Origin of the sequence: Pseudomonas lactucae, assembly GCF_016937615.1 — a bacterium.
GTDB lineage: Bacteria > Pseudomonadota > Gammaproteobacteria > Pseudomonadales > Pseudomonadaceae > Aquipseudomonas > Aquipseudomonas lactucae.
In genome coordinates, this window is the sequence record NZ_JAFHKI010000009.1 from 14317 (window position 1) to 38736 (window position 24420).

Genomic DNA, 24420 nt, shown 5'->3' on the forward strand with positions numbered 1-24420 from the left:
AGGCATATGCCTCGTCAGAGGAAGGCCAAAACCGCCTTCGAGGGGTGTCTTGGCCAATGGGTGCGGTACACTTGTCGACTTTTCGGGGAGGCCAACCGCTCCCCTTCAACCAGCCGAGAAGCCCATGCCGATCCGTCATTGCATCGTCCACCTGATCGACAAAAAACCCGACGGCACACCCGCAGTTCTCCACGCCCGCGATTCGGAGCTGTCCGAATCGGCCGCCATCGAGAACATGCTTGCCGACCTCAACGAGAGCTACAACGCCAAACAAGGCAAGGCCTGGGGTTTCTTCCATGCCGAGTCCGGCGCGCACCCGTTCAGCGGCTGGTTGAAGGAGTATTTCGACGGTGGCCAGGATTTCACCACGTTCAGCCGCACCGCGGTCGAACACCTGCAGAAGCTGATGGAAGAATCCAACCTTTCCACCGGCGGCCACGTGTTGTTTGCCCATTACCAGCAAGGCATGACCGATTACCTGGCCATCGCCCTGCTGCACCACAGCGAAGGCGTGGCGGTGACCGATGAGCTGGACGTGACCCCGTCCCGTCACCTTGACCTGGGCCAACTGCACCTGGCCGCGCGGATCAACGTGTCCGAATGGCAGAACAACAAGCAGTCCAAACAGTACATTTCGTTTATCAAAGGCAAGAACGGCAAGAAGGTCTCGGAGTACTTCCGCGACTTTATCGGCTGCCAGGAAGGCGTCGACGGCCCGGGCGAGACCCGCACCCTGCTCAAGGCCTTCAGTGACTTCGTTGAAAGCGAAGACCTGCCGGACGAATCCGCCCGCGAAAAAACCAAGACCCTGGTGGACTACGCCAGCAGCCAGGCCAAACTCGGCGAGCCCATGGGGCTGGAAGAGCTGTCGGGGTTGATCGATGAAGATCGGCCTAAAGCGTTCTACGACCATATCCGCAACAAGGATTACGGCCTGTCGCCGGAAATCCCGGCGGATAAGCGCACCCTCAACCAGTTCCGTCGCTTCACCGGCCGCGCCGAGGGCCTGTCGATCAGCTTTGAAGCGCACCTGCTGGGCGACAAGATCGAATACGACGAAGCTGCCGGCACCTTGATCATCAAGGGCCTGCCGACCCAACTGACCGATCAGCTCAAGCGCCGTAACTGATGCTGGGCGGGGTGCTGAAGAAAGTCCTGCTGGTGTTGCTGGTCGTGGCGGTGATCCAGAACTGGGGCAAGATCGAGCGGGTGTTCAACCCCTCGCAGGTGGTGCCGGAACAGGTACGCGCGTCGGCACGCGTGGTGCTCTACGCCACCGCGTGGTGCGGCTACTGCAAGCAGATCCGCCGCTTTCTGGACCAGAAAGGCATTCCCTACCGGGCGGTCGATATCGAGAAGGACGCCCTGGCGCGCAAGGCCTATGAGGCGCTGGGCGGCGGTGGAATTCCGTTTGTGGACGTGAACGGGACGCTGATTCGCGACTACAACCCGGATGCGATCATGGCGGCGCTGAAGTAGTCAGCGCACCACGATCATCCGCCCCAGCAGCTTGTGCTGCTCAAACCCCAGCACCGCCTGCAACGCGTTCAACACCGCTTGCGGATCTTTGCTCGGGAAACTGCCGCTGACACGCCTGGCGCCCATCTCTTCGTTGAGCAGCAGAATGCGCCCAGGGTAGTAACGAGCCAAATCCTTGATCACATCGGCCAACGGCGCCTTGTAATAGGTGAGCCATCCATCACGCCAGGCCAGGCGCGACTCGCTGTCCACCGCCTGCAGCGGCCCAGCCAGACCGTCGGCGTAGGCCACTTGCTGGCCTGCCGTGAGGATTTTCTGCCGGGCCTGTTTCGACGGCGTCACGCCCACTCGCCCCGACAGCACTGTGACCTCGGCCCCCACCGGCTGCAGGCGCACCTCAAACTGCGTCCCCAACACCCGTGCCTCCCCACCGCCCGCCGCCACTACAAAGGACTCGCCGGTGTGGCTCACGCTGAAGAAACCGGCGCCACGACGCAGTTGGATATGCCGCTCGCCATGGCTGAAATCCACGGCAATCGCGCTGTCGGCGTCGAGGGTGACCTGGGACTGGTCGGCCAGGGTGACAGTCTTCAATTCCCCCGCGCCGTGACGTAATCGGCGCCCAAGTCATCGACCCAGCGCGACGGCTGCCAACCGGCACCCATCGACACCATCAGCAGCAGGCACGCCGCCATGGCCAAAGCGCCGGCCCCGCGCACGGCACGCGAGCGCTTGGACGTATTCATCGCATTGAGGTAGCCCTGCAGCGCCAGGGCTTCTTCGTCCGCCAGTCTACGCGCGGGTTGCTCGCTCAGTTCCCACAACACCTGAGCCTGGGCATATGCCTCGGCATGGGCGGGATCAGCACGCAGCCAACGGCTGAACGTGGCCTGGTCGCCGCTGCTGGGCTGGTCGTGCAGCAGGCTCAACCAGGCCAGCGCGGCGTGTTCCTGATCGGGCGTGGGAGTGACGTTCACGGTGCTTTCCCTGGCGTGCGTGGGGGCGATGGCTCACGAAGGCTGGCCTTGCAGGCTTCGAGGGCACGCATCATATGTTTTTCCACGGCGCTTTGGGACAGCCCCATGGCCTTGGCGATTTGCGCATACTTGCGGCCGTGGATACGGTTGAGCAGGAAAATCTGGCGTGTGCGCTCGGGCAGGCTGCGCAAGGCAGCTTCGACATGGCGCAAATCGTTGCCCGCCTCCAGTGCGGCCTGGGGTTCGCAGCCCTGGTTGTCCTGCTGCTCGGGCAACCAGCCTTCACTGCTGCGCGCCCGCGCGCCTTCGCTGCGCAGGTGGTCGATGGCGATATTGCCGGCGCAGCGCAGCAGATAGGTGCTGAGCTCTTCGACCTGCACCAGCGGCCGGCGCCAGAAGCGCAGGAACAGGTCCTGCACCAGGTCGGCCGCCGTGGCGCGGCAGCCCACGCGTCGGCTCACCAGGGCTTCCATCTGCGAACGCTGGGACAAAAACACCTGCAGGAAATACGCACGCCCGCCCGTCGCGTCAGCCTGCGGGCTGTCCTGGGGTTCGGATGGGGGGCTGATCATCATGGCAGGGCCCAGAGGGCGGCAAAGGCCGCGACAGGGCTGGTCAGCAGGCCGACCCCCGCGAGGATCAAGGCCAGCCTTGGCCGATACGGCAACAACAGCACCAGCAGCAGTGCGCTGAGCATCAACACCGCGCACCACTCCACCAGGCCCTGGGCCCAACCGGTAGCACTCACGGCGGGCCAGATCGCAAGGGCCAGCAGCAACCCTCCCGCCACACGCAACCCCAGGCGCCGACGCGGTGTTGGCTTGCTGTGCAGCAGTTCACCGTGATGGCGGTCTGTGGCCAGGCACAACGCGGTAAACCCGGCGTAGCACATCAAGAGCGCGAGCAACATTCAGTTCGCCTCCTGCTTGAGCTGCAGCGGGCGCGTGCGTTGCGCCTTGGGCTGCGACGCCGCGCGGTGCTGCATCTTCCAGGCCGCCCAGGCGAGAAACACGCCGCTGGCCAGGCAGGTCAGGTCGAAGCCGGCCATCGCCCAGTCGCCCCTGGCAAGAGATACGCCCAGATGTTGATGCGTGGTGAGGGCATTGAGCAGCGGCACCGCCATAAACAGCAGTGCAGCAAAGCGCAATTGCTCCACCCACGCCTGGCGACCACGACGCAGGACGGCGTGCAACAGGCTCAGGCCCCAGGCGATAAAAAAGGTCTGCACCTCCCAGCCGGAACGCTCGGCGAAGCTTACCGGCAGCAGACGGTTGGCCCAGAAGAACGCCGCGATGGCGATCAACAACCCGCACATGCTGGCAATGTTCAGCACTTCCACCAGCCGCAGCTCGAACGGCATCACAGCGGTCTTGGCGTGCTTGAGCTGGCGCTTGCCCAGCCAGAGCACCAGCCCGGTGCCGATCATCGCCGTGCCCGCCAGGCCGCAGATAAAGTACAACCAGCGCAACACCGGGCCGGCGAAATGGCCCATGTGCAGACCGAAGAACCCGCCGGCGATGACCGTCGCAGCGACGGTTCACCGCTGACCCGCAGCAACTGGCCAGTAGTGCCGTTGAATTGCACGACGCTGCCGAAGTCATGCACCACATTGTCGGAACCGGCGCGGAACACATTGACCGACGCGTTCACATCACTCGGGTTATTCACCGCGATACGCCCGACTTCTCCACCCGCCCACTGCGCCCGCGCCTGCTCGTACATCGGCAGCAGCGCCAGCAACTTGCCCGGCACACCCTGAGCCGGTGCGTTGTCGGTGGCGGGGAATAACTCGCTGAAGAAGGCGCGTGTATCCCCTTCATAGGCAGCCAGGATCGGCGCCGGCATCACCATGTTCATAAAGATCACCAGGCTGCTGTAGGTGATCATCAGGTGGAATGGCAGTACCAGCACACCCGCCGCGTTATGCCCGTCGAGCCAGGAACGCTGGCCTTTGCGGGGACGGAAGGTGAAGAAGTCCTTGAAGATTTTCTTGTGGGTAATGATGCCGGTGATCAGTGCCACGAACATCGCCATTGCCGCGACAGTGGCCAGCCAGCGCCCCCAGGGGTAAGGCATTTGCAACTCGTAGTGGAAACGGTAGAAAAACTCGCCGCCTTTGCTCTCACGGGCCGCTACGGCCTGCCCACTGGCGGGGTCGAGGTTTTTGCGACTGAAATTGCCGCGCTTGCCGGGGTCGAGCTTGTCTTGCCACATCACCGACAGGCCGGGGTCGCGGCTATTTGGCAGGATGATGATCCAGCGCGCGGCGGTGGGCGCGACGTGTTGCAGGTAGTTTTGCGCGACGCTGAGGCTGCGTGCATCGTCCCGCGGATAGGCCGGCACTTCGGGCTGCATCCAATGGCTGATCTCCTGCTTGAAATAGGCCAGCGTGCCCGTCAGGAAAATCGCAAACAGCAGCCAGCCAAAAACCAATCCGACCCAGGTGTGCAACCAGGCCATGGCTTGGCGAAATCCCTCTTTCATGCTCGCGTCATCCACACGCCTACACCCGCCAGGGTGGCAAACGCCGCGCTCGGCAGCATCACGCCAGCCCAGGCGCGCCATGCCGTACGGCAGGCAAAGCACCACAGTACCGCCAACAGGTAGTACGCAAACGAACTCAGCATCCCGGTGATCACCGCATCCGCGCGGGAGACGGGCAGCCACAATGCCAGGCAGATACCGGCCAGGGACGCCATCAGATAGCCGCCGACGACCGCGGCCAGTACACGCGAGGCGACGGCGAAGCGATAAGCAAGGGGCAATGAGGGTCTGCTTTTCATACGGGAGGCGCCAGGGTGATCAGTGCGCAATATTAATGATAAATATTCTCACAAGCAAAACAGAACGGATGAAGCACCCCGCCAAGCAGATTGCCGAACCTGGTCCGGCACCCTACAATGAGAACAATTCTTGTTCTCTAGAGCTTGTCGAGGCTTGTGGAGTGTTCCTGTTGAGCCCGTCCAACACCGTCGAAGTCCTGTACAACGACCATCACCACTGGCTCACCGGCTGGTTGCGACGCAAACTCGGCTGCCCGGAAAGTGCCGCCGACCTGGCGCAAGACACCTTCATCCGCGTGCTCACTGCCCGCGAAGTCCCCACGTTGATCGAGCCGCGCGCGTTCCTCACCACAATCGCCAAGCGCGTGCTGTACAACTTCTACCGTCGCCAGGACCTGGAACGCGCCTACCTCGACGCCCTGGCGCAGATGCCCGAATACGTGGCGCCGTCGGAAGAAGAACGCGCGATCATCCTGCAAACCCTGGTGGAGCTGGACCAACTGCTCGACGGCCTGCCCGTCCAGATCAAGCGCGCCTTCCTGCTGGCGCAACTCGATGGCCTGACCTACGCGCAAATCGGCGCCGAACTGGGTATCTCCATCGCCACGGTCAAACGCCACCTGCATAAAGCCGCCCTGCGCTGCTACTTCGCCCTATGAATGTCTCGAACCAGGTCGCCGAACAAGCCGTGCGCTGGCTGATGGAAACGCAGCAAGGCGCACTCAACCCGCGCCAGCACGCAGCCTGGCAGCGCTGGCTGAATGCCCACAGCGAACACCAGCGCGCCTGGGACCATATCCAGCACGTCAACCAACGTCTGCGCGGCATGCCCTCGCCCCTCGCCCATGCCGCCTTGAATGCGCCGACCGCCACCAGCCGGCGTCAGGCGCTCAAGCTGCTGCTCATCCTCGGCGCCGGTTCGGCCGCGGCCTGGGGCCTGCGCCAGCAACCTATCCTGCCACCGCTGAGCGCCGACTACCGCAGCCCGGTGGGCCAGCGGCGCAAGGTGCAATTGGCCGACGGCAGCCAGTTGCAGCTCAATACCGGCAGTGCGGTGGATGTGCATTTCGACGGCCGCCAGCGCCTGATCCGACTGCTCGAAGGCGAGATCATGCTCAGCGGCATCGTCGGTAACGCGCCGCTGCAGGTGCTCACGGGCCAGGGCCTGCTCACCAGCCAGGCGGCGCGCCTGAATGTGCGCCAGTTCAATGACCACACCCAACTGGCGGTACTCGCCGGGCAGGTCGAGGTGATGCCCAACCACTACAGCGGCCCGCCGCTCAGGGTGGAGGCCAGGCGCCAGGTCAATTTCACCGCTAAAGGCTGGGACACGCCGCGCTCCACCGACGCCAACAGCGGCGCCTGGGCCGACGGCATGCTGGTGGCCGCGCATATGCGCCTGGAAGACTTGCTCGACGAGTTGGGCCGTTATCGACGCGGCCAGCTCAATTGCGACCCGCAGGTGGCCGACCTGCTGATCTCCGGCAGCTACCCGCTGGATAACAGCGAACGCATTCTCGACCTGCTGGAGGTCAGCCTGCCGGTGAAAGTGCGGCGCTTTACCCGCTACTGGGTGACCGTCCAGGCACGCGCCTGAATTAATTTGAAAAAACGATGAGCCGTTTTCCCAGCCTCGCGTGACAGAGAAGGAAAGCCACCTTGATCCTTCCTTCTCAGGACCGCCCTTCATGCCCCAGCAGCCGACCCTCATCGCCCGCACCTTGCGCCAATTATTACTGGGCGCCAGCCTCAGTTTCACGCTACTGCCCTGCGCAATGGCGGCCGACGCCAAGCCTTATCACATCGCCCCGACCTCGCTTGAGGCCGCGCTGAACCAGTTTGGCCGCGAAGCCGGCGTGCTGATTTCCTTCGGTTCCGACGTCACGGCCGGCCTGCAGAGCCGTGGTTTGTCCGGCAATTACAGCGCCGCCGAAGGCCTGCAAAAACTGCTGGAAGGCAGCGGCCTGCAAGCCCGCCCCGAAGGTGACAACGCCTTCAGCCTGCAACCTTCGAATGCACCGGCGAGCGTCGAGCTGGCAACCTCCAGCGTGGTCGGCGACTGGCTCGGCGATGCGGCGCAAACCAACGTGTTCGAGCACCCCGGCGCCCGTGACGTGATCCGCCGCGAGGCATTCGAACGCCAAGGCGCCACCCAGGCCAAGGACGTGCTCAACCGCATCCCCGGTGTCAACGCGCCGGACAACAATGGCACCGGCAGCCACGACATGGCGCTGAACTTCGGCATTCGCGGTCTCAACCCGCGCCTGGCATCGCGCTCCACGGTGCTGATGGACGGCATCCCGGTGCCCTTCGCACCCTATGGTCAGCCGCAACTGTCCTTCGCGCCGATCAGCATGGGCAACATGGACGCGGTGGACGTGGTGCGCGGTGGCGGCGCGGTGCGCTATGGTCCGCAGAACGTCGGCGGCGTGGTCAACTTCGTGACCCGTGCAATCCCGGACGCGCCCACCGTCAAAGGCGGCTTGCAGACCGAAACCAGCCCCTCCTCCAGCCACGACGGTTTCAAGACTACCGGCAACCTGTTGGCCGGCGGCACGGCCGACAACGGCCTGGGCGGCGCGATTCTGTACTCCGGCACCCGGGGCGGCGATTGGCGTGAACGCAGCGATACACACATCGACGACCTGATCCTCAAGGGCAAATACCAGCTCGACGACGCCAACAGCTTCAACGCCATGGCACAGTACTACGAAGGCCAGGCGGATATGCCCGGCGGTTTGAACGTGGCGGACTACAAGGCCGACCCGTACCAGTCCACCCGCCCCTACGACAAATTCTGGGGCCGCCGTACGATGTTCAACGTCGGCTATCGCTATGAGCAGGACCGGCGCGAGTTCACCGTCAACAGTTTCTTCACCAAGACCCTGCGCAGCGGCTACCTGGACCAGGGCACGTTCCTGTCGCTGTCGCCGCGCGAGTATTGGGTACGCGGCCTGGAAACCCGTTTCGCCCAGGGCTTCGACCTGGGCCCGACCAGCCATGAAGTCGGCGTGGGCTACCGGTACATCAACGAAGCCGGCCACGAACTGCGCTACCGCACGCCCATTTCAGCCAACAACCAGCAAATCCCAAGCACCGACAGCCGCAACGACCGCGACACCCGTGGCGGCACCGAAGCCAATGCGTTCTTCATCGACGACCGGATCGACATCGGCAAGTGGACCCTCACGCCGGGCATTCGCTACGAGATGATCGAATCCCAGCAGACCAACAACCTCACCAACGTGAAGTACAAGGGCGACTACAACACCGCACTGCCGGCATTGAACGTGCTGTATCACTTGACCGACGACTGGAACCTCTACGCCAATACCGAAGGCTCATTCGGCAGCGTGCAGTACAGCCAAATGCCCAACCGCGTGACCAGCGGCGAGGTAAAACCGGAAAAAGCCCGCACCTGGGAACTGGGCACGCGCTATGACAACGGCAGCCTGCGCGCGGAAATCGGCGCGTTCCTGATCAACTTCGACAACCAGTACGAAAGCAACCAGACCAACGACTCGGTGATCGCCCGTGGCGAAACCCGCCACCAGGGCATCGAGACCAGCCTCAACTACGCACTCGACGGCCTGAGCCCGGCGCTGGCCGGCTTCGATGTGTACGCCACCTACGCCTACGTCGACGCCACCATCCGCGAAGACGGCCCGAACAAAGGCAACCGCGTGCCCTTCTCTTCCAAGCACAAAGGCACCCTCGGCGTGGGCTACACCGAAGGCCGCTGGAAACTCAACCTCGACAGCAGCTACCAGAGCAGCCAGTTCGCCGACAACGCCAATACCCAGGCCGAAAGCGCAGACGGCGCCAACGGGCGCATCCCCGGCTACATGCTGTTCAGCAGCCGCGCGGCCTATGACTTCGGCCCGCAACTGTCGGACTTGAATGTGGCGGTGGGGGTGAAGAACATCTTCAACACGCAGTACTTCACGCGCTCGTTTGACGATAACAACAAGGGTAAGTATGTGGGGGAACCGCGTACGGTGTATGTGCAGATGTCCGTTGCGTTCTGATCAACTACCCGCCAGGCATGACGGCGTGCCGGCCACCAACGCGTCGATCGCACAGCGCGTCTTGGCCGGCATATGCGCCGCTGTCGGCCAGATCACATGAATGGGTGACGGCTGCTCGCGGTAGCCCGGCAGCACCGCTTCCAATTGCCCGCGCAGCACGTAGTGGGCAACCAGCCAGCTCGGCAGCCAGGCCAGGCCGACGCCTGCGATAGCGGCGTCGGCCACCGCCTGCAGATCATCCATCAGCAACGGCGAAGCCACGCGGGAACGGTGCGGGGTGTTGTGGCGGTAGGCGATGCCGCGATGGGCGGCCAGGTCTTCGATGGATTCAATCGGGCCGACGCGCTGCATATACGCCGGCGCGCCGCCAGGCATACCGACTGTTCACCCAGGCGCCGCGCGCTCAGGCGGTCGGTGTCGGGCAGCGGGCCGATGCGTACGGCGATGTCGAAACCCTCCTGCGCCAGGTCCACCAACCGGTCAGCGAAGCAAATCTCAATCTCCAAGGCGGGATAGCGATCCATCAAGCCCCACAGCGCGGGTGCCGCATAGTGGTGCCCGAAAGCCAGCGGCAAGCTCACCCGCAACCGCCCGCGTGGCTGTTGCCGACCGCTCTCCAGCACGGATTCCGCCGCCTCGAGTTCCGCCAGCGCGCGCAGGCAGTGTTCGTAGTAAGCCTGCCCGTCTTCGGTCAAACGCTGGCGACGGGTGGAGCGCTGCAACAGGCACGTGCCCAACCGCGCCTCCAATCGCGCCAAGCCTTTACCCACTGCGGAACGCGTGAGGTTCAACCGTTCGGCGGCCTCGGTCAGGTTGCCGCTTTCGACAATGTGCAAAAAGAGCTCAACGCCATCAAAACGCGGAGTAGCCATGGTTATTTGTCGCCCTTTGTTCCCCTATAAGCGGAAAACTTATCACAAATAAAGAACCAGATTCCCCTGAGAATAAACCGATCCATTATCGACAGGAGAATCCCATGCCACCCGCCACGACGTTATCGGTCACCCGCGCCCCCAGCACCGCCAGGAATAATCTCGCCCTCACCGCCGTGTGCCTGGTGGCCCTGATGTTCGGCCTGGAAATCTCCAGCGTGCCGGTGATCCTGCCCACCCTGGAGCAACAACTGGGCACTGGTTTTCAGGACGCCCAATGGATCATGAACGCCTACACCCTGGCCTGCACCAGCGTGCTGATGGCGGCAGGTACGTTGGCCGACCGCTTTGGCCGGCGGCGCATGCTGGTACTGTGCCTGTGGGTATTTGCCCTGGCCTCGCTGGCATGCGGGCTGGCCGATTCGACCGCCACGCTGATCGCGGCGCGATTCGTCCAGGGCATCGGCGGCGGCGCCATGATGATTTGCCAATTCGCCATCCTGTCGCACCTGTTCCGCGAACCGGCGGCACGGGCACGGGCGTTTGCGATCTGGGGCGTGATTGCCGGCGTGGGCCTGGGCTTCGGACCGATGGTGGGCGCGTTGATCCTGGCGGTGGCGGACTGGCGCTGGGTGTTTCTGGTGCATGTGCCACTGACCCTGTTCACCCTGGTGCTGCTGCGCGTCAGTGTGGTGGAGTCGCGCGACCCGGCCGCGCACCGGCTGGACATCGCGGGGATGCTCACGTTGACGCTGTCGGTGTTTGCCTTGGTTTACTTCATCACCCAAGGCAGCGAGCGCGGCTTCGACACACCGGCCATGCTCGCCTGGGCGGGTTTGGCGCTGGTTGGATTCCTGTTGTTCATTTGTATCGAGCGGCGCAGCGCGCACCCCATGTTCGATTTTTCGGTGTTTCGCATCCGGCGCTTCAACGGTGCGTTGATGGGTTCGATCGGCATGAACTTCAGCTTCTGGCCGTTCATGATCTACCTGCCGCTGTACTTCCAGGCGGGCCTGGGCTACGACACGATGACCACCGGCGGCGCCCTGCTCGCCTACACCTTGCCCACCTTGCTGATACCGCCATTGGCCGAGCGCCTGGCCTTGCGCTATGGCGCTGAACGCATCATTCCCCTGGGGCTGGGCGCGATGGGCGCGGGCTTTTTGACCATGGCGGCAGCCAATGGGGTCGAACAGCCGAGTATCGGCCTGGTGCTGCTCAGTTGCGTGATCGCCGGCGTGGGCCTGGCGCTGACCAATTCGCCCACCACCAACACCACCACCGGTTCGGTGTCGGCGGATCGCGCCGGCATGGCCTCGGGTATCGACCTCAGTGCGCGGCTGATTACCTTGGCACTTAACATCGCATTGATGGGCCTGGTGCTATTGCTGGGGATCAGCCATCAACTGGCGGCAGTGTTACCCGACAGCACCGCCATGGATTGGCCGGCCATCAGCCAAAGCATTGCCGCCGGCAACCTGGATTCGGTGGGGCTGACCTTCAACGAGGCCCGGGCGGCACTGCGGCATGGCGCCGGTTGGGCGATGTTGTTTGCAGGGGTGGGAGCTGGCGGCCTGGCAGTGTTGAGCCGGTACTTTTTCCGAGGCGGTCGCTGAACGAAAACGCCTGCATCTGCAGGCCCGTTTGTAGGGAGGTTAAAAATCGATCAGCCGTTGATCACAGCGTTTTCGTTTTCCAGAAATTCCTCTTCCAGCGCGTCTTCATTCACTTTGTTGATCGGCTGGTTTTTCCCGGCAGCGCGAGGCTTGCCTTGCAGTCTGCCGAACAGATGCTCCAAAGCGTGTTCGAGCTTGGTTGCCGCACTGTCAATTGCCTGTTCCAGGGTATCGCCCTTGGCGGATACCGACAGCGGCTGATGGCCTTTTGGCCGCGCTTCCAGGCGGCAACTTAAATCGTGGGGACCGGGCTTGTCGCCGTTCTCATCCCGCAGATAGACCTCCACACGGGTCAGGTCTTCTTCATAACGTTCGAGCGTGCTCTCAATGGTAGTACGTACCCACTCCTCCAGTCGGATGCTGCTTTCAATATGGTTATCGCTATTGACTTGGATTTGCATAGTTCTTCCCTTATTTCAGCTAGCTCGCGAGAGGTCACAACTGCGACACCAGGGTGGTGAAACCATGACCTCTTGATTACACAATTGAGCACCTGCAGAAACAATTCAACCCCTTTGCAAAGATAAATCCTACATTACAAATTAAGCCTGACGACAAGCAAAAACGCTGTTAGGGTGGGGAGTTAGTTACATCTTCTTACGCCCCGAGAACCTTACAATTGCCCCTCTCCCATGGGATGCAATCCGCGAAAAATCTCCGCTTCCTCCACCAGCCAGTCATGCACCGCACGCACGCCCGGATGACTCAGCGCGCCCGGCGCATACAGCAGCACATAGCGCTTATGGTTGGGCACCGCCAGGCCGAACGGCACGATCAAGGTGCCGCGCTCCAGTTCATCGTTCAGCAAGGTGCGTCGCGCAATTGCCACCCCCATGCCGGCGATGGCGGCTTCGATGGTCAAGTGGTTACGGTTGAAGGTGTGGCCGCGGCGCACGTCAGCGTCGGGATGGCCGATCGCGTTCAGGTAAAACTCCCACTCGGCGTACTCATAACTCCCACGCCAAGCGGTAATGTCGTGCAGCAGTGGGAAATGCACCAGGTCAGCCGGGCCATGCAATGGCGGGCGGCCACGCAGCAGGCTCGGTGCACACACGGGGAAAATCTGCTCATCCAGCAGGGCGGTGGATAACAGGCCGGGGTAGCTGCCGTCGTTCAAGTCAATGGCCAGGTCGAAATCGCCCTCGTGCAGGGCAATACTGCTGTCCTCGGCGACCATGCGCAGCTGGATATCCGGGAAACGTTGCTGCAAGCGTGGTAAACGCGGCGTGAGCCATTTGCCGAGAAACGACGGGATCGAACGCAGGCGCAAGGTGCCGCTGATCATGCCCGCATCGAGGCGCTGCAACTCGGCATCGATGCTGCCGTAAGCCTCTCCCACCGTCGCCGCCAGCCGTTGTCCCTCGGCGCTGAGCTCCACGCCCCGAGCCCGCCGATGGAACAACCGAAAGCCCAAACGCTCCTCCAACTGGCGGATTTGCTGGCTCACCGCCCCCGGCGTGATGTGCAGTTCCTCGGCGCAACGGGTGAACGACAAATGCCGCGCCGCGCAGGAAAACACGTGCAGCCAGACGTAAGTCTGACCATGAAGGGGGCGGGTCATAGAGTTTAGTCCTGCTAAAGGGTGTCTTAGGATAATTCGTTGGTCAGCGCCGATCCAGCGGCTCAGTATCGCGCCAATTGCGCTCGCTCGACAAAAAATGGCAGCGATTTCTACTCCATTGCTTGGAAGGCTTTAGCATGGCTATCAGTGTTTTTGATCTATTCAAGGTGGGCATCGGCCCGTCCAGCTCCCATACCGTCGGCCCGATGCGGGCGGCGGCAACCTTTGCCCAGTCCCTGAGCGATCAGCACGTGCTGGGCGATATTGTCCGCGTCGAAGTGCGCCTATACGGCTCGTTATCCGCCACCGGCGTCGGCCACGCCACCGACCGCGCCTGTCTGATGGGCCTGATGGGCGAATGGCCGGACCGTGTCGACCCCACCTCAATCAACACACGCATCCAGCAGTTGCGCGAGTCCGGCCGCTTGTTGCTGGCCGGCACACAAAACATTGCCTTCAACTGGCACACCGACCTCCTGCTGCTGGACGAAAGCCTGCCCTACCACCCCAACGCCATGTCCCTGCACGCCTATGACGACAGCGGCCTGCTCAGCGAGCAGACGTACTACTCGGTGGGCGGCGGTTTCATCATCGAAGCGGCCGAAGCCGCGTCGGGTATCGCGCCGACCAGCGATGTCGAGTTGCCCTACGACTTTTCCAGTGCCGTGGAACTGCTGGCACTGTGCAACAAACACGGCCTGCGCGTTTGCGAACTGATGATGGCCAACGAACGCGCCTGGCGCAGCGAGGAGGACATCCGCAGCGGCCTGCTGCATATTTGGTCGGTGATGCGCGAATGCGTGGAGCAAGGCCTGCGCGATGAAGGCATCTTGCCCGGCGGCCTGGATGTACCACGGCGCGCGGCGAAATTGCACCGCAGCCTGTTGGAAATCGGCAAACCCAATGTCATCACCTCGACCTTGTCGGCCATGGAATGGGTCAACCTGTTCGCCCTCGCCGTCAACGAAGAGAACGCCGCCGGCGGACGCATGGTCACCGCGCCGACCAATGGCGCGGCAGGGATCATCCCGGCGGTGCTGCATTACTACATGAAGTTCAACGCCGACGCGTGCGACGACGATGTGGTCAATTTCTTCCTGGCCGCAGCCGCCGTTGGCATTTTGTGCAAGAAAAACGCCTCCATCTCCGGCGCCGAAGTGGGCTGCCAGGGCGAAGTCGGTTCGGCCTGCGCCATGGCCGCCGCCGGGCTGGCGCAGATCCTCGGCGCCACGCCCGAGCAACTGGAAAACGCCGCCGAAATCGGCCTGGAGCACAACCTCGGCCTGACCTGCGACCCGGTCGGCGGCCTGGTGCAGGTGCCGTGCATCGAGCGCAACGCCATCGCGGCGGTCAAGGCGATCAACGCCACACAAATGGCCCTGCGCGGCGACGGCAAACACTTCATTTCCCTCGACCGGGTGATCCGCACCATGCGCGACACCGGCGCCGATATGCATGACAAATACAAAGAAACGTCACGGGGCGGCCTGGCGGTCAGCTGGGTGGAGTGCTGACTGCGCTGTCTGCGATCGTTTTTTTCGTGTTGCCCTGAAATAGCCCACCGGCCTTCGTCACAACGCAGCCCCCATGTGGGAGGGGGCTTGCTCCCGATTGCGGTCGCACAGGCCAATATTCATTGCTGATACACCGTTATCGGGAGCAAGCCTCCTCCCACATTGAGTGCTCATCGCCAGGCGGATCGCTGTACGGCACGCCCCTTGCTGTAGAGCTTCTGAGGGAGACGGACTTTGGCCAGTGGTCAGGCAACGCGAACTAATCCCGACACCGGTCGTCAATGACTGCATGTTCTTATCAGGCGGTAACGCACCATGGACAATCCTTTTCAGATCATCACGGACACCTTCAGCCCAAAATACCGGGTCAACCTGAGCATTCAACGGCTCGACGGCAGCATCATGCTCACCCTCTCCGATGAGACCGGCGTGGTGGCCAAGCGCATGATCAGCGCCGAACAACGCAAAGACCCGCAACGGCTCAAACGCCTGGTGCAGAGCATCCAGTTCGGCATCGCCATCGAGCAGGGCCACAGCGCCATGGAGATCCTGGCGGTGATGACCGATGGCGACAGTCACAAACTGTTGCAACGGCCACCCAGCCGTCCCCTGCCCTTCAGCGTCGGGCTTTAAAGCTCGCCCTTCTCGGTCTCCAGGCTCGCCTCACCCTTGCGACGCGGGCCTTCGACCTTCACCGATGGAAACGACGACGACGCATAGCGCACCACCAGGATCGCGAAGGCCAGCAGCAGAATGCCGCCACACAGGTAGATGATGCCCAGGTCCGGCGGGTTGTGGTGCGACACGTTGGAGATCAGCAAGCGCGTCAGCGCCGTAATCGCCACGTAGATCAGGAAGCGCACCGGCATGTGGTTGGTCTTGAAATAAATCCCGACCATCGCACCCAATTCCAGGTAGATGAACAGCAGCAAGATGTCATCGATCTTGATGTGCCCGTTCTCCAGCATCCCCAAAAATTCCATCACCGCCGCCCAGGCGGTCACCGCACCAATGGCGAACAGCGCCAGGTAGTGGAACGTCTCCACAAACAGATTGCCCAGCGACTCGGCCAGCCCATGAACTTGCTGACGCAGCTTTTCGGCCCAGTTGATTTTCACGAAGGTGCTTCCTTAGGTCGGTTCGACCGGATAATGCGGGTTGGACGTGACGGTTCTGCATGCAGAAAAAAGGCCAGAGGCGGGTATAAGATGATGGCGGGGTGACATGAGGCACAGATTGATCAACACCAACGCCTAACCTGTGGTGAGCGAGCTTGCTCCCGCTGGGGTGCGAAGCGCCCCCAAACCCTGCCAACGTGATCTCTCTGGAAAAACACCTTCGCCTGAATTGGGGCTGCTGCGTAGCCCGGCGCGAGCAAGCTCGCTCACCACAATAAAGCCCAGCGATATGAGAAATTTCCGGTGTAGCAAACCCCATTTCCCAACTACATTAAAAACCTACTATCAAACCCCGGCGTTTGGCATATCCTTTTAGCTGTATATCGATACAGTAGTAGCAAAAGACAACTATCGTGAAGGCATGTGAGGTGGTGAATGGCCGTCGAAGTGGTATACCGCAGCAGCCGAGATCTGGAGCGTTTGTTCATGGATAAAGCCGAAGCTGACCGTCATGACAAGATGCTTGAACTCGCTGAGTTGCTGGCAGAAGTGTTGCAAAAAGCCGTGCCGTCCCTGAGCGAGCAGCAGGTGGAGGAAGCGGGGATCTACATGGCGAAAAATCGCGATGTATTTGCCAAGGCGTTCAAGAGCCAGCCGGACGCGTTGTCCGAGTTGCTCAACGCAGCGGCGGAATAAAGCCAGAATTGAACAGGCCCTGAATCACTGGATCCAGGGCCTTTTTAATGCCTGCTCATTGGTAGAGCAGGCGCTCGGCGAGTTCGTCCGCGACCCGTGCGGGGGAGCGCTTTTCGGCTTGGGCGTGGGCGTAGATTTCGGTAAGGCGCTTGCCGATGTTGGACAGGTGCGCGGTGATGGTCGGCAGTTCGGCGCCGCTGTGTTTGAGCGCGACGTAGATCAGGCCACCGGAGTTGATCACATAGTCCGGGGCGTAGAGGATGCCGCGACCTTCCAGTTGGTCGGCCACTTGCAGGTTGGTCAGTTGTGCGCTGGCGGAACCGGCCACGGCGGCGCAGCGCAGTTGGCCGACGCTGGTGCGATTGAACACCGCGCCCAGGCCGCAGGGCGCGAGGATGTCACAGGGGGTGCTGAGCAAGGCGTCGTTGGCGATGGGGTGCGCGCCCAGTTGTTCCATGGCCAGTTGCACCTTGCCGTGGTCGATGTCGCTGACCAGCAGTTCGGCACCGGCGGCGTGCAGTTGTTCGGCCAGGGCGTATCCGACGTTGCCCAGGCCCTGGATTGCCACGCGCAGGCCCTCTAGGTTGTCGCTGCCCAGGCGCGCCATGGCGGTGGTACGGATGCCGGCGAACACGCCCATCGCCGCATGGGGCGATGGGTCGCCGGCGGCGGTGGTGCTGGTGACGAAGCGGGTGTGCTGGGCGATGCAATCCATGTCGGCCACCGAGGTGCCGCTGTCGATGGCGGTGATGTAGCGGCCATTGAGTTGCTCGACACAACGCCCGAAGGCTTCAAACAACGCCGCGCGGCTTTCCACATGGGGCGGGCGCAGGATCACCGCGGTGCCACCGCCCACCGGCAACCCGGCCAGGGCCGCCTTGTAGCTCATGCCCTGCGCCAGGCGCGCGGCATCGGCCACGGCGCTGTCGTCGTCGGGGTAGGCAATATAGCGACAGCCGCCCAAGGCAGGCCCCAGGCGGCTGTTGTGAATGGCGATGACCGCCTTGAGCCCGGTAACCGGATCGATGCTCAGGTGCAGCGATTCAAGGCGGGAGCTGTGCATGAGCGCAAACATCGTCAAGCTCCCGAATCACTTCTGGTAGTGGCCCAAGTATAGGCTTGCGGCGGAAAACTGCTCGAAGTGCGCAGGAATAAGCCGACAGATTTTGTGGGGCTTGCGACATAAGTAAGTGGGATATTACGTACAGTACTGGACGAATATTCCCAGCAAGGATAAAACGAGGGCATCTGTCGGAGAACGCAATGAAGTCCCGCCAAGCCTTTTTCGCCTGTCTGCAACGCTCGCCACCGGCGCTGTTTGAAGCCGCGCTCTGGATCGCCGCCGAGCACGACCCGGCCGTGCAACCGCAGGTGATCCTGCAGCAATTGGCCTTGTTGCAGCAGCAGGTCAGCCTGGGCATGCCGCTGTTGCCGGCGGATGAGCTGGGCCAACCGTTGCTGCGGCGGATGAATGACCTCGGGTTCGCCCAGGATGATTTCACCCCGCTGCGCCCCGCCGCCGCCCTGCTCGACAAAGTGCTGCAACGCAAACGCGGGCAACCCCTGGCCATGGGGTTGATTGCCATGGAGCTGGCGAGACGCCTGGACATCCCCATGGTCGGCGTGAATTTCCCTGGGCATTTCCTGCTGCGGGTGCCCGGCGCCGATCACCTGCTGGACCCTTGCGGCGGCAGGCGCCTTTACCCTAACGATTGCCGCGAGCTGCTGCAGCGCCAATACGGCCCTCACCTCAAGTTGCAGGCCGAGCATGTGCTGACGGCCGAACCGCGTGCGATCCTGCAACGGCTGTCACGTAACCTGCGCCAACTGCACCTGTCCAACGACAACCCATTGGCCGCCCTGATCGACGCCGAACGCGTGCTGGAACTGGGCAGCGCCAACGCCGCCGATTACCTGGCGCGTGCCAGCCTGTACCAACGCCTGGACTGCCCCAACGCCGAACGTTTCGACCTGGAACACGCGCTGTTGCTCAGCGAAGACCCGATCCAGCGCCTGCGCCTGACCGAACGGCTGGGGCACTTACCGCCCAATTCAGTGGTGCATTAGGCCTGTGGCGCCCTGAGGATATCACCGGGCAACGGCGACTTCGGCACCTCGGCCACCGGCGAGCGCACTTGGATGATCAGCAGCGCGGCAATGACCGCCGGAATCGCACAGAAAAAGAAAATCTGCTGCACCGGGATATGCATCGCCAGCAAGAGACTGCCGAACAACGGCCCCAGGATTGAGCCGAAGCGGCCCACACCCAATGCCCACCCCGTGCCGGTGGCACGCACGTGCGCCGGGTAGAAATTGCTGGCGAAGGCATTAAGGGTCAACTGCCCACCGATGATGCAGAAGCCTGCAGCGAATACGCAGGCCACCAGATAGTGCGGATTGTCGTGGTTCAGCCCCAGCAGGATCGTACACACCGCCGCTGCCGCCAACACGCCGGACAACAGCCGCACCTTGCTTTTGAGGCGGTCGGCAAACCAGGCCATGCCGATCGCACCCAGGGTGCCGGCGAACAGAAACATTGAGGTCACCAGGTTGGCTTCATTGAGTGCCAGGCCGCTTTCGAGCAACAGTGACGGCAGCCAGCTGATCATGAAATACAGCAGGATCAGGCTGACAAAGAATGTCGACCAGATAAGCAAGGTCGGGCGTGCATAGCCGTTGCGAAACAGCTCCACCACCGTCAGCTTGCTGCCCAGCCCCGACGTGTTTTGTGCCGCGCTCGCCAGTGGCGGCTGCCAATCGGGCAACAGGCGCGAAGTGACTTTGCGCAATCGCAGATACGGCGGTGCGTCGCGCAACAGACGCGGCAAAGACTCGGGCAGCAGCCACGCCAGGAACGGAAACAACAGTAACGGTGTAACGCCGCCCGCCAGGAATACCGCCTGCCAACCAAAGCGGTCGATAAATCCCGCCGCCACAAACCCACCCGCCGCGCCACCGAATGAGAACCCGCACGCCGCCAGGGTAACCATCAAGGTGCGCAGGCGCGGCGGCGAATAATCCGACATCAATGCCATGGCACTGGGCATCGCGCCGCCCATGCCAATGCCACAGATAAATCGAGCGGCCATCAGCGAAGTCAGCGAGTGGGCGAACACCATCAGCACAGTAAGGCTGGCGTAGATCAACACACAGCCCAGCAGGATACGCCGCACACCAAACCGGTCGGCCAGGGGTGTCACCAGCAGCGAGCCCAAGGTAAGCCCCAACAGGTTGGCGCTGAACACCGGACCGAACGCGGCTTTTTCCAGGCCCCAGTCCTTGGCCAGCGCAGGCACCACATAGCCCAGCACCTGGGCATCATAGCCATCGGTCACCAGCAGCAACGCCAGCAACAGGAGGATCAACCACTGATAGCGCGACACCGGACGGGCGTCGAGTGCCGCGCGAAAACTGGCAATCTGAGTGTGCATCGCAAGGTACCTGTTTATTTTTATGGGTAGGTGGCGAAAATCCAATGCGGTAGGGGCGCCGCGACTTGCTCTCTCCCACATTTTGTTCAGTGCAAGCCTTGAGCGTTATGGGGTGTCCGGTTGGTTGGCGGGGTGCGCCTGGATGAACGCCGGATACTGCGCCGCCAACTCCGCCACCCGCCCAATACGCGGATACGCCGCCAACGGCACCTTGAAGCGCTGCGCCGCGTACAGCTGCGGCATCAGGAACGCATCCGCCAGCCCCGGCTGTTCGCCAAAGCAAAACCCTGTGTCGCCAATCAACTGCTCCACCGCGCCCAGCCCCTGGCTGATCCAATGGCTGATCCACTCCAGCACCTTCGCCTCATCATGCCCCCACTGGCGCAGCAGGTTCTGGGTGCTGGAGTTGTGCAACGGGTGAATGTCACAGCCAATGATTGCCGCCACCGCGCGCTCATGAGCACGGGTAGCCAGGTCCTTGGACAGCAACGGCACCTGTGGATAACGTTCGTCCAGGTATTCAATGATCGCCGACGACTGGATCAGCAACTCGCCCTCATCGAGACGCAAAGCCGGCACACGGCCTTGCGGGTTGATGGCCAGGTACTCCGGCTGGCGGTTGGCACCGCCGGCCGGTACCAGCAAGTTCACCGGCACCGCCGTGAAATCCAGGCCCTTGAGCGCCAGCGCAATACGCACCCGGTATGACGCGGTGGAACGGTAGTAAGTATAGAGTTCCATCACCGGCCCTCTTAACGTGCCGCAACCACGGTACCCCGGCATTCGCCGAAGCCGATGGAGGCAAACCCTTCACGCGCGCAGCGGGCGCGCAGGATGATTTCGTCGCCATCTTCAAGGAACCTGCGCACTTCGCCGGACGGCAATTCAATGACCTTCTTACCGCCTTCGGTCATTTCCAGCAGGCTGCCGAACTGCCCGTCCTGCGGCCCGGACAAGGTGCCGGAGCCGAACAGGTCACCGGCCTGCAACTGGCAGCCGTTGACGCTGTGGTGCGCCACCAACTGCGCAACGGTCCAGTACATATGCAGGCTGTTGCTCAGGGCCAGGCGATGGGCCGGCAGGTTCTGTTCGCGCATGGCAGCGGTGGTCAGCAGTACTTCCAGCTCGATATCCAGCGCGCCGTTGGCCTGGTCACGTTTGTCCAGCAGGTATGGCAGCGGTTGCGGGTCGCCCTCGGGACGCGCCGGCTGGGCCTTGCGGAACGGCTCCAGCGCTTCGGCCGTGACCACCCAGGGCGAGAGGGTGGTGATGAAGCTTTTCGACAAAAACGGCCCCAGCGGCTGGTATTCCCAGGCCTGGATATCGCGTGCCGACCAGTCATTGAGCAGGCAGAACCCGGCGATATGCTCGGCCGCGTCGCCAATGGCAATCGAGTCGCCCATGGCATTGCCCTGGCCGATCCAGATCCCCAGTTCCAATTCGTAATCCAGACGCGCACACGGGCCGAAGGTCGGTTCGGCCTGGCCGGCGGGCAGTGTCTGGCCTTTTGGGCGACGCACCTGGGCGCCCGACGCGCGAATGGTCGACGCGCGGCCGTGGTAGCCAATCGGTACGTATTTGTAGTTGGGCAGCAACGGGTTGTCGGGGCGGAACAGCTTGCCGACGTTCTGCGCGTGTTCGATGCCGACGTAGAAATCGGTGTAGTCGTTGATCCGCGCCGGCACGTGCATCTGGCAGTCGGCGGCGCGGTGCAGCACCTGCGCCTCTCGGGCTTGTAACGGACTGCCCTCGGCCAGCAATTGCAGCAGGCGTTCACGCAAGGCCACGCGCGGGCCACGGCCCAGTTCGAAGAAGGCGTTCAACTGGCCACCGGCGGTCGCTTCAACGGCGCGGCGGGCCTCGCCGTCAAACAGGTCCAGAGCCGCCAGCAGGTCGAAGATGCAATCGCCAATCGCCACGCCACTGCGCGGCGCCGAGCCGTTGATGCTGAAGATACCCAGCGGCAGGTTTTGCAGCGGGAAATCTTGGTGACCGTTGGCCGAAGCCACCCAGCTGCGGGCTAGCGTCTGTTGCGTCATGGGTTATCTCCGGTTCGGGTTGAAGGTGACGGGCAGCGCGGACCAGCACGCGTCATAGGCAGGTTGCAGTTGCGGACAGTCCAGGGCGAACTGGGTCGGACGCAGCACTTGGCTGGTCTCGAACATGAAGGCCATGGTGTTATCGATCTTGTGCGGCGCCAGCTCGACGTTGATGGCCTTGGTGCAGGTCTCGCCATCCGGGCCGTGGGCGCTCATGCAACAGTGCAACGACGCGCCGCCGGGCAGGAAGCCTTCGGCCTTGGCATCGTAGGCGCCCTGGATCAGACCCATGTATTCGTTCATCAGGTTGCGGTGGAACCACGGTGGCCGGAAGGTGTTCTCGGCCACCATCCAGCGTGGTGGGAAGATCACGAAATCAAGGTTGGCCAGGCCGTGGGTGCTGGTCGGCGAGGTCAGTACGGTGAAGATCGACGGGTCCGGGTGATCGAAGCTCACCGTGCCGATCGTGTTGAAACGACGCAGGTCGTATTTGTACGGCACGTTATTGCCGTGCCAGGCGACCACATTGAGCGGCGAATGATCCAGCTCGCAGGCCCACAACTCGCCGAGGAATTTCTGTACCAGGGTCGTAGGCTGTTTCAGGTCCTCGTAATGGGCGACCGGCGTGAGGAAGTCGCGCGGGTTGGCCAGGCCATTGCTGCCGATGGGGCCCAGGTCCGGCAGGCGCAACGGGGCGCCATGGTTTTCGGCGACATAACCGCGCGCTTGCGCATCCAGCAGTTCGACGCGGAATTTGAGCCCGCGCGGCAGCACGACGATTTCCAACGGCTCCAGGTCCAGCACACCCAGTTCGGTGGCGATGCGCAGGCGACCTTGCTGCGGGACAATCAACCACTCGCCATCGGCGTTGAAGAACACGCGCTCCATCGAACGGTTGGCGCGGTAGTGATAAATGCTGACGCCTGAGGGTTTTTCCGAAGCCGAATTGGCAACCATGCCGACGAGGCCATCGATAAAGTCGGTCGGCTCGCTCGGCATGTCCAGCGGGTTCCAACGCAGTCGGTTAGGTGTCACCGCCCCCAACGGCCCACCGGCCAATTGCCGCTCGATTTTGACGAACGCCGGGTGGTTGGCCGACGGCTGGATACGGTACAGCCAGGTACGCCGGGCTTCGCTGCGCGCCATGGTAAACGCGGTGCCGGAGAACAGTTCGGTGTACAGCCCGTAGGGCGCTTTTTGCGGGGAATTCTGGCCGACCGGCAAGGCGCCGGGCAGGGCTTCGCTGGCGAATTCATTGCCGAAGCCCGACAGGTATTCGAGGTTCATGGAGCGTCCTCTGTGTGCAAGTTGTTTTTATCGTAATCCAGTTACGTTTAACGTAATTTGATCGCTATCGACCGTCAAGCTATAAAGACGCCCATTCATCTCTCGGATTCTCGCCCCTCCATGGAAAAGCCCCGCGACACCGGCAAACAAAAAGTCCGCTCGGCCGAAGTGGGCACCGATATCCTCAAGGCCCTGGCCGAATTGTCACCGGCCACTTCGCTGTCGCGCCTGGCTGAACATGTGCAGATGCCGGCAAGCAAAGTGCACCGCTACCTGCAGGCGTTAATCGCCTCGGGGTTCGCCGAACAGAACACCGCCACCAACCATTACGGCCTGGGCCGCGAGGCGCTCAGGGTAGGCTTGGCCGCACTGGGCAGCATGGACGTGCTGAAAGTCGGCGCCCTGCCCCTGGCCGAGCTGCGCGACGAGTTGAATGAAACCTGCTTTCTGGCGGTCTGGGGCAACCAGGGTGCGACGGTGGTACACATCGAACCGGCGGTGCGCGCGGTCACGGTGGTGACGCAGTTGGGGTCGGTGCTGCCGCTGCTCAGTTCGTCCACCGGGCTGGTGTTCAGCGCCTTCCTGCCGTCGCGGGAAACCGTGGAGTTGCGCGAGCGTGAGGTCCAGGCGGGCATCGCCCATGCGCTGGCGGACGATGAGGCCTACGCCGCCACCTGTGCACAGATCCGCAGCCGTGGCCTGCACTTTGTGCATGGGTTACTGATGCCGGGCGTGGATGCGTTGTCGGCGCCGGTGTTCAACGCCGTCGGGCACGTTGCGGCGGTGATGACCGTGGTCGGCCCCACCTCGCTGTTCCACGCCGACGAAGATGCCCGGCGGCGCAGCGCTTGCTGACGGCGACCCGGGCCGTGAGTTGGCGCATGGGCTATCAGCCCTGAATCAGTCGTGCCACTGCGTCAGGGCGACGGCCAGACGGTTTTCCAGGGCGTGGATTGGCG

General features: G+C 62.7%; 21 protein-coding genes and 4 pseudogenes. 11 read left to right on the forward strand and 14 right to left on the reverse strand.

Annotated elements, in window-relative coordinates; translation table 11 throughout:
- Window positions 1–124 precede the first annotated feature (124 nt).
- Both yejK and JWR98_RS02150 read left to right on the forward strand, forming a co-directional pair.
- Complete coding sequence (yejK, locus tag JWR98_RS02145; RefSeq protein ID WP_003171997.1) at window positions 125–1129, forward strand: nucleoid-associated protein YejK; 1005 nt, start codon at window positions 125–127, stop codon at window positions 1127–1129.
- The gene (locus tag JWR98_RS02150) at window positions 1129–1479 is read left to right on the forward strand and encodes a glutaredoxin family protein (RefSeq protein WP_205489215.1); all 351 of its coding nucleotides are present in this window, start codon (window positions 1129–1131) and stop codon (window positions 1477–1479) included. Before yejK ends, JWR98_RS02150 begins: the two co-directional genes overlap by 1 nt.
- Here the strand turns inward: JWR98_RS02150 and JWR98_RS02155 are convergent.
- The 5 genes and pseudogenes from JWR98_RS02155 to JWR98_RS02175 form a co-directional block, all read right to left on the reverse strand.
- Window positions 1480–2456: pseudogene (locus JWR98_RS02155) on the reverse strand (FecR family protein). It lies immediately after the preceding gene.
- Complete coding sequence (locus JWR98_RS02160; RefSeq protein ID WP_003171994.1) at window positions 2453–3031, reverse strand: RNA polymerase sigma factor; 579 nt, start codon at window positions 3029–3031, stop codon at window positions 2453–2455. Before JWR98_RS02160 ends, JWR98_RS02155 begins: the two are co-directional and overlap by 4 nt.
- On the reverse strand, window positions 3028–3366 hold the full coding sequence (locus JWR98_RS02165; RefSeq protein ID WP_205489216.1) for a DUF3325 domain-containing protein: 339 nt from the start codon (window positions 3364–3366) through the stop codon (window positions 3028–3030). Before JWR98_RS02165 ends, JWR98_RS02160 begins: the two co-directional genes overlap by 4 nt.
- Window positions 3367–4940: pseudogene (locus tag JWR98_RS02170) on the reverse strand (PepSY-associated TM helix domain-containing protein).
- Complete coding sequence (locus JWR98_RS02175) at window positions 4937–5239, reverse strand: DUF3649 domain-containing protein (RefSeq protein WP_205489217.1); 303 nt, start codon at window positions 5237–5239, stop codon at window positions 4937–4939. The pseudogene JWR98_RS02170 and the gene JWR98_RS02175 overlap by 4 nt, the downstream one beginning before the upstream one ends.
- Window positions 5240–5409: 170 nt before the next feature.
- Here JWR98_RS02175 and JWR98_RS02180 point away from each other — a divergent pair, with 170 nt between their 5' ends.
- From JWR98_RS02180 to fecA, 3 genes are all read left to right on the forward strand, one after another.
- Window positions 5410–5898 carry a sigma-70 family RNA polymerase sigma factor gene (locus JWR98_RS02180; RefSeq protein ID WP_205489218.1) on the forward strand — a complete coding sequence of 163 codons (489 nt, stop codon included), beginning with the start codon at window positions 5410–5412 and terminating at the stop codon, window positions 5896–5898.
- Window positions 5895–6836 carry a FecR domain-containing protein gene (locus JWR98_RS02185; protein WP_205489219.1) on the forward strand — a complete coding sequence of 314 codons (942 nt, stop codon included), beginning with the start codon at window positions 5895–5897 and terminating at the stop codon, window positions 6834–6836. The genes JWR98_RS02180 and JWR98_RS02185 overlap by 4 nt, the downstream gene beginning before the upstream one ends.
- A 91-nt stretch (window positions 6837–6927) precedes the next feature.
- Window positions 6928–9267, forward strand: a complete 2340-nt coding sequence (gene fecA, locus JWR98_RS02190) for a TonB-dependent Fe(3+) dicitrate receptor FecA (protein ID WP_205489220.1) — start codon at window positions 6928–6930, stop codon at window positions 9265–9267.
- Here the strand turns inward: fecA and JWR98_RS02195 are convergent.
- Window positions 9268–10139 (reverse strand): annotated as a pseudogene (locus JWR98_RS02195) (LysR family transcriptional regulator).
- A 104-nt stretch (window positions 10140–10243) separates the two neighbouring features.
- Between JWR98_RS02195 and JWR98_RS02200 the strand changes: the two are divergent.
- Complete coding sequence (locus JWR98_RS02200) at window positions 10244–11755, forward strand: MFS transporter (protein ID WP_205489221.1); 1512 nt, start codon at window positions 10244–10246, stop codon at window positions 11753–11755.
- 50 nt (window positions 11756–11805) lie between these two features.
- Here the strand turns inward: JWR98_RS02200 and JWR98_RS02205 are convergent, their stop codons facing one another.
- Both JWR98_RS02205 and JWR98_RS02210 read right to left on the reverse strand, forming a co-directional pair.
- Window positions 11806–12216 (reverse strand): HPF/RaiA family ribosome-associated protein, encoded by a 411-nt coding sequence (locus tag JWR98_RS02205; protein WP_003171985.1) that lies wholly within the window; start codon window positions 12214–12216, stop codon window positions 11806–11808.
- Window positions 12217–12428: 212 nt separating this feature from the next.
- The gene (locus JWR98_RS02210; protein ID WP_205489222.1) at window positions 12429–13376 is read right to left on the reverse strand and encodes a LysR substrate-binding domain-containing protein; all 948 of its coding nucleotides are present in this window, start codon (window positions 13374–13376) and stop codon (window positions 12429–12431) included.
- 137 nt (window positions 13377–13513) lie between these two features.
- Here JWR98_RS02210 and JWR98_RS02215 point away from each other — a divergent pair, with 137 nt between their 5' ends.
- Both JWR98_RS02215 and JWR98_RS02220 read left to right on the forward strand, forming a co-directional pair.
- Entirely contained in the window at window positions 13514–14890 is a 1377-nt protein-coding gene (locus JWR98_RS02215) for an L-serine ammonia-lyase (protein ID WP_078731697.1), read from the forward strand.
- A 315-nt stretch (window positions 14891–15205) separates the two neighbouring features.
- Complete coding sequence (locus JWR98_RS02220) at window positions 15206–15523, forward strand: DUF3509 domain-containing protein (RefSeq protein ID WP_003171981.1); 318 nt, start codon at window positions 15206–15208, stop codon at window positions 15521–15523.
- Here JWR98_RS02220 and JWR98_RS02225 read toward each other — a convergent pair.
- A complete protein-coding gene (locus JWR98_RS02225) occupies window positions 15520–16008 on the reverse strand; it encodes a phosphate-starvation-inducible protein PsiE (RefSeq protein ID WP_003171980.1) in 489 nt (162 codons plus the stop codon). The two genes, JWR98_RS02220 and JWR98_RS02225, sit on opposite strands and share 4 nt — an antisense overlap.
- Window positions 16009–16443: 435 nt before the next feature.
- Between JWR98_RS02225 and JWR98_RS02230 the strand changes: the two genes are divergently transcribed.
- Complete coding sequence (locus tag JWR98_RS02230; RefSeq protein ID WP_003171979.1) at window positions 16444–16704, forward strand: YebG family protein; 261 nt, start codon at window positions 16444–16446, stop codon at window positions 16702–16704.
- Window positions 16705–16759: 55 nt separating this feature from the next.
- Here the strand turns inward: JWR98_RS02230 and JWR98_RS02235 are convergent, their stop codons facing one another.
- Window positions 16760–17779: a Glu/Leu/Phe/Val dehydrogenase family protein gene (locus JWR98_RS02235; RefSeq protein ID WP_078731687.1), complete on the reverse strand. Its 1020-nt coding sequence runs from the start codon at window positions 17777–17779 to the stop codon at window positions 16760–16762.
- Window positions 17780–17967: 188 nt separating this feature from the next.
- Between JWR98_RS02235 and JWR98_RS02240 the strand changes: the two genes are divergently transcribed.
- Window positions 17968–18771 carry a SirB1 family protein gene (locus tag JWR98_RS02240; protein ID WP_078731686.1) on the forward strand — a complete coding sequence of 268 codons (804 nt, stop codon included), beginning with the start codon at window positions 17968–17970 and terminating at the stop codon, window positions 18769–18771.
- On the opposite strand, the gene JWR98_RS02245 is transcribed toward JWR98_RS02240, so the two are convergent.
- The 4 genes from JWR98_RS02245 to hmgA all read right to left on the reverse strand — a co-directional run bounded on the left by JWR98_RS02245 (window position 18768) and on the right by hmgA (window position 23461).
- Window positions 18768–20135: an MFS transporter gene (locus tag JWR98_RS02245; protein ID WP_078731685.1), complete on the reverse strand. Its 1368-nt coding sequence runs from the start codon at window positions 20133–20135 to the stop codon at window positions 18768–18770. The two genes, JWR98_RS02240 and JWR98_RS02245, sit on opposite strands and share 4 nt — an antisense overlap.
- Window positions 20136–20240: 105 nt before the next feature.
- Complete coding sequence (maiA, locus tag JWR98_RS02250; protein WP_078731684.1) at window positions 20241–20876, reverse strand: maleylacetoacetate isomerase; 636 nt, start codon at window positions 20874–20876, stop codon at window positions 20241–20243.
- A gap of 11 nt (window positions 20877–20887) precedes the next feature.
- Complete coding sequence (gene fahA, locus JWR98_RS02255; RefSeq protein ID WP_205489223.1) at window positions 20888–22174, reverse strand: fumarylacetoacetase; 1287 nt, start codon at window positions 22172–22174, stop codon at window positions 20888–20890.
- Between the two features lie 3 nt (window positions 22175–22177).
- Complete coding sequence (gene hmgA / locus JWR98_RS02260; RefSeq protein WP_205489224.1) at window positions 22178–23461, reverse strand: homogentisate 1,2-dioxygenase; 1284 nt, start codon at window positions 23459–23461, stop codon at window positions 22178–22180.
- A gap of 120 nt (window positions 23462–23581) precedes the next feature.
- Between hmgA and JWR98_RS02265 the strand changes: the two are divergent.
- Window positions 23582–24360, forward strand: a pseudogene (locus JWR98_RS02265) (IclR family transcriptional regulator).
- The last annotated feature ends 60 nt before the right edge of the window (window positions 24361–24420 follow it).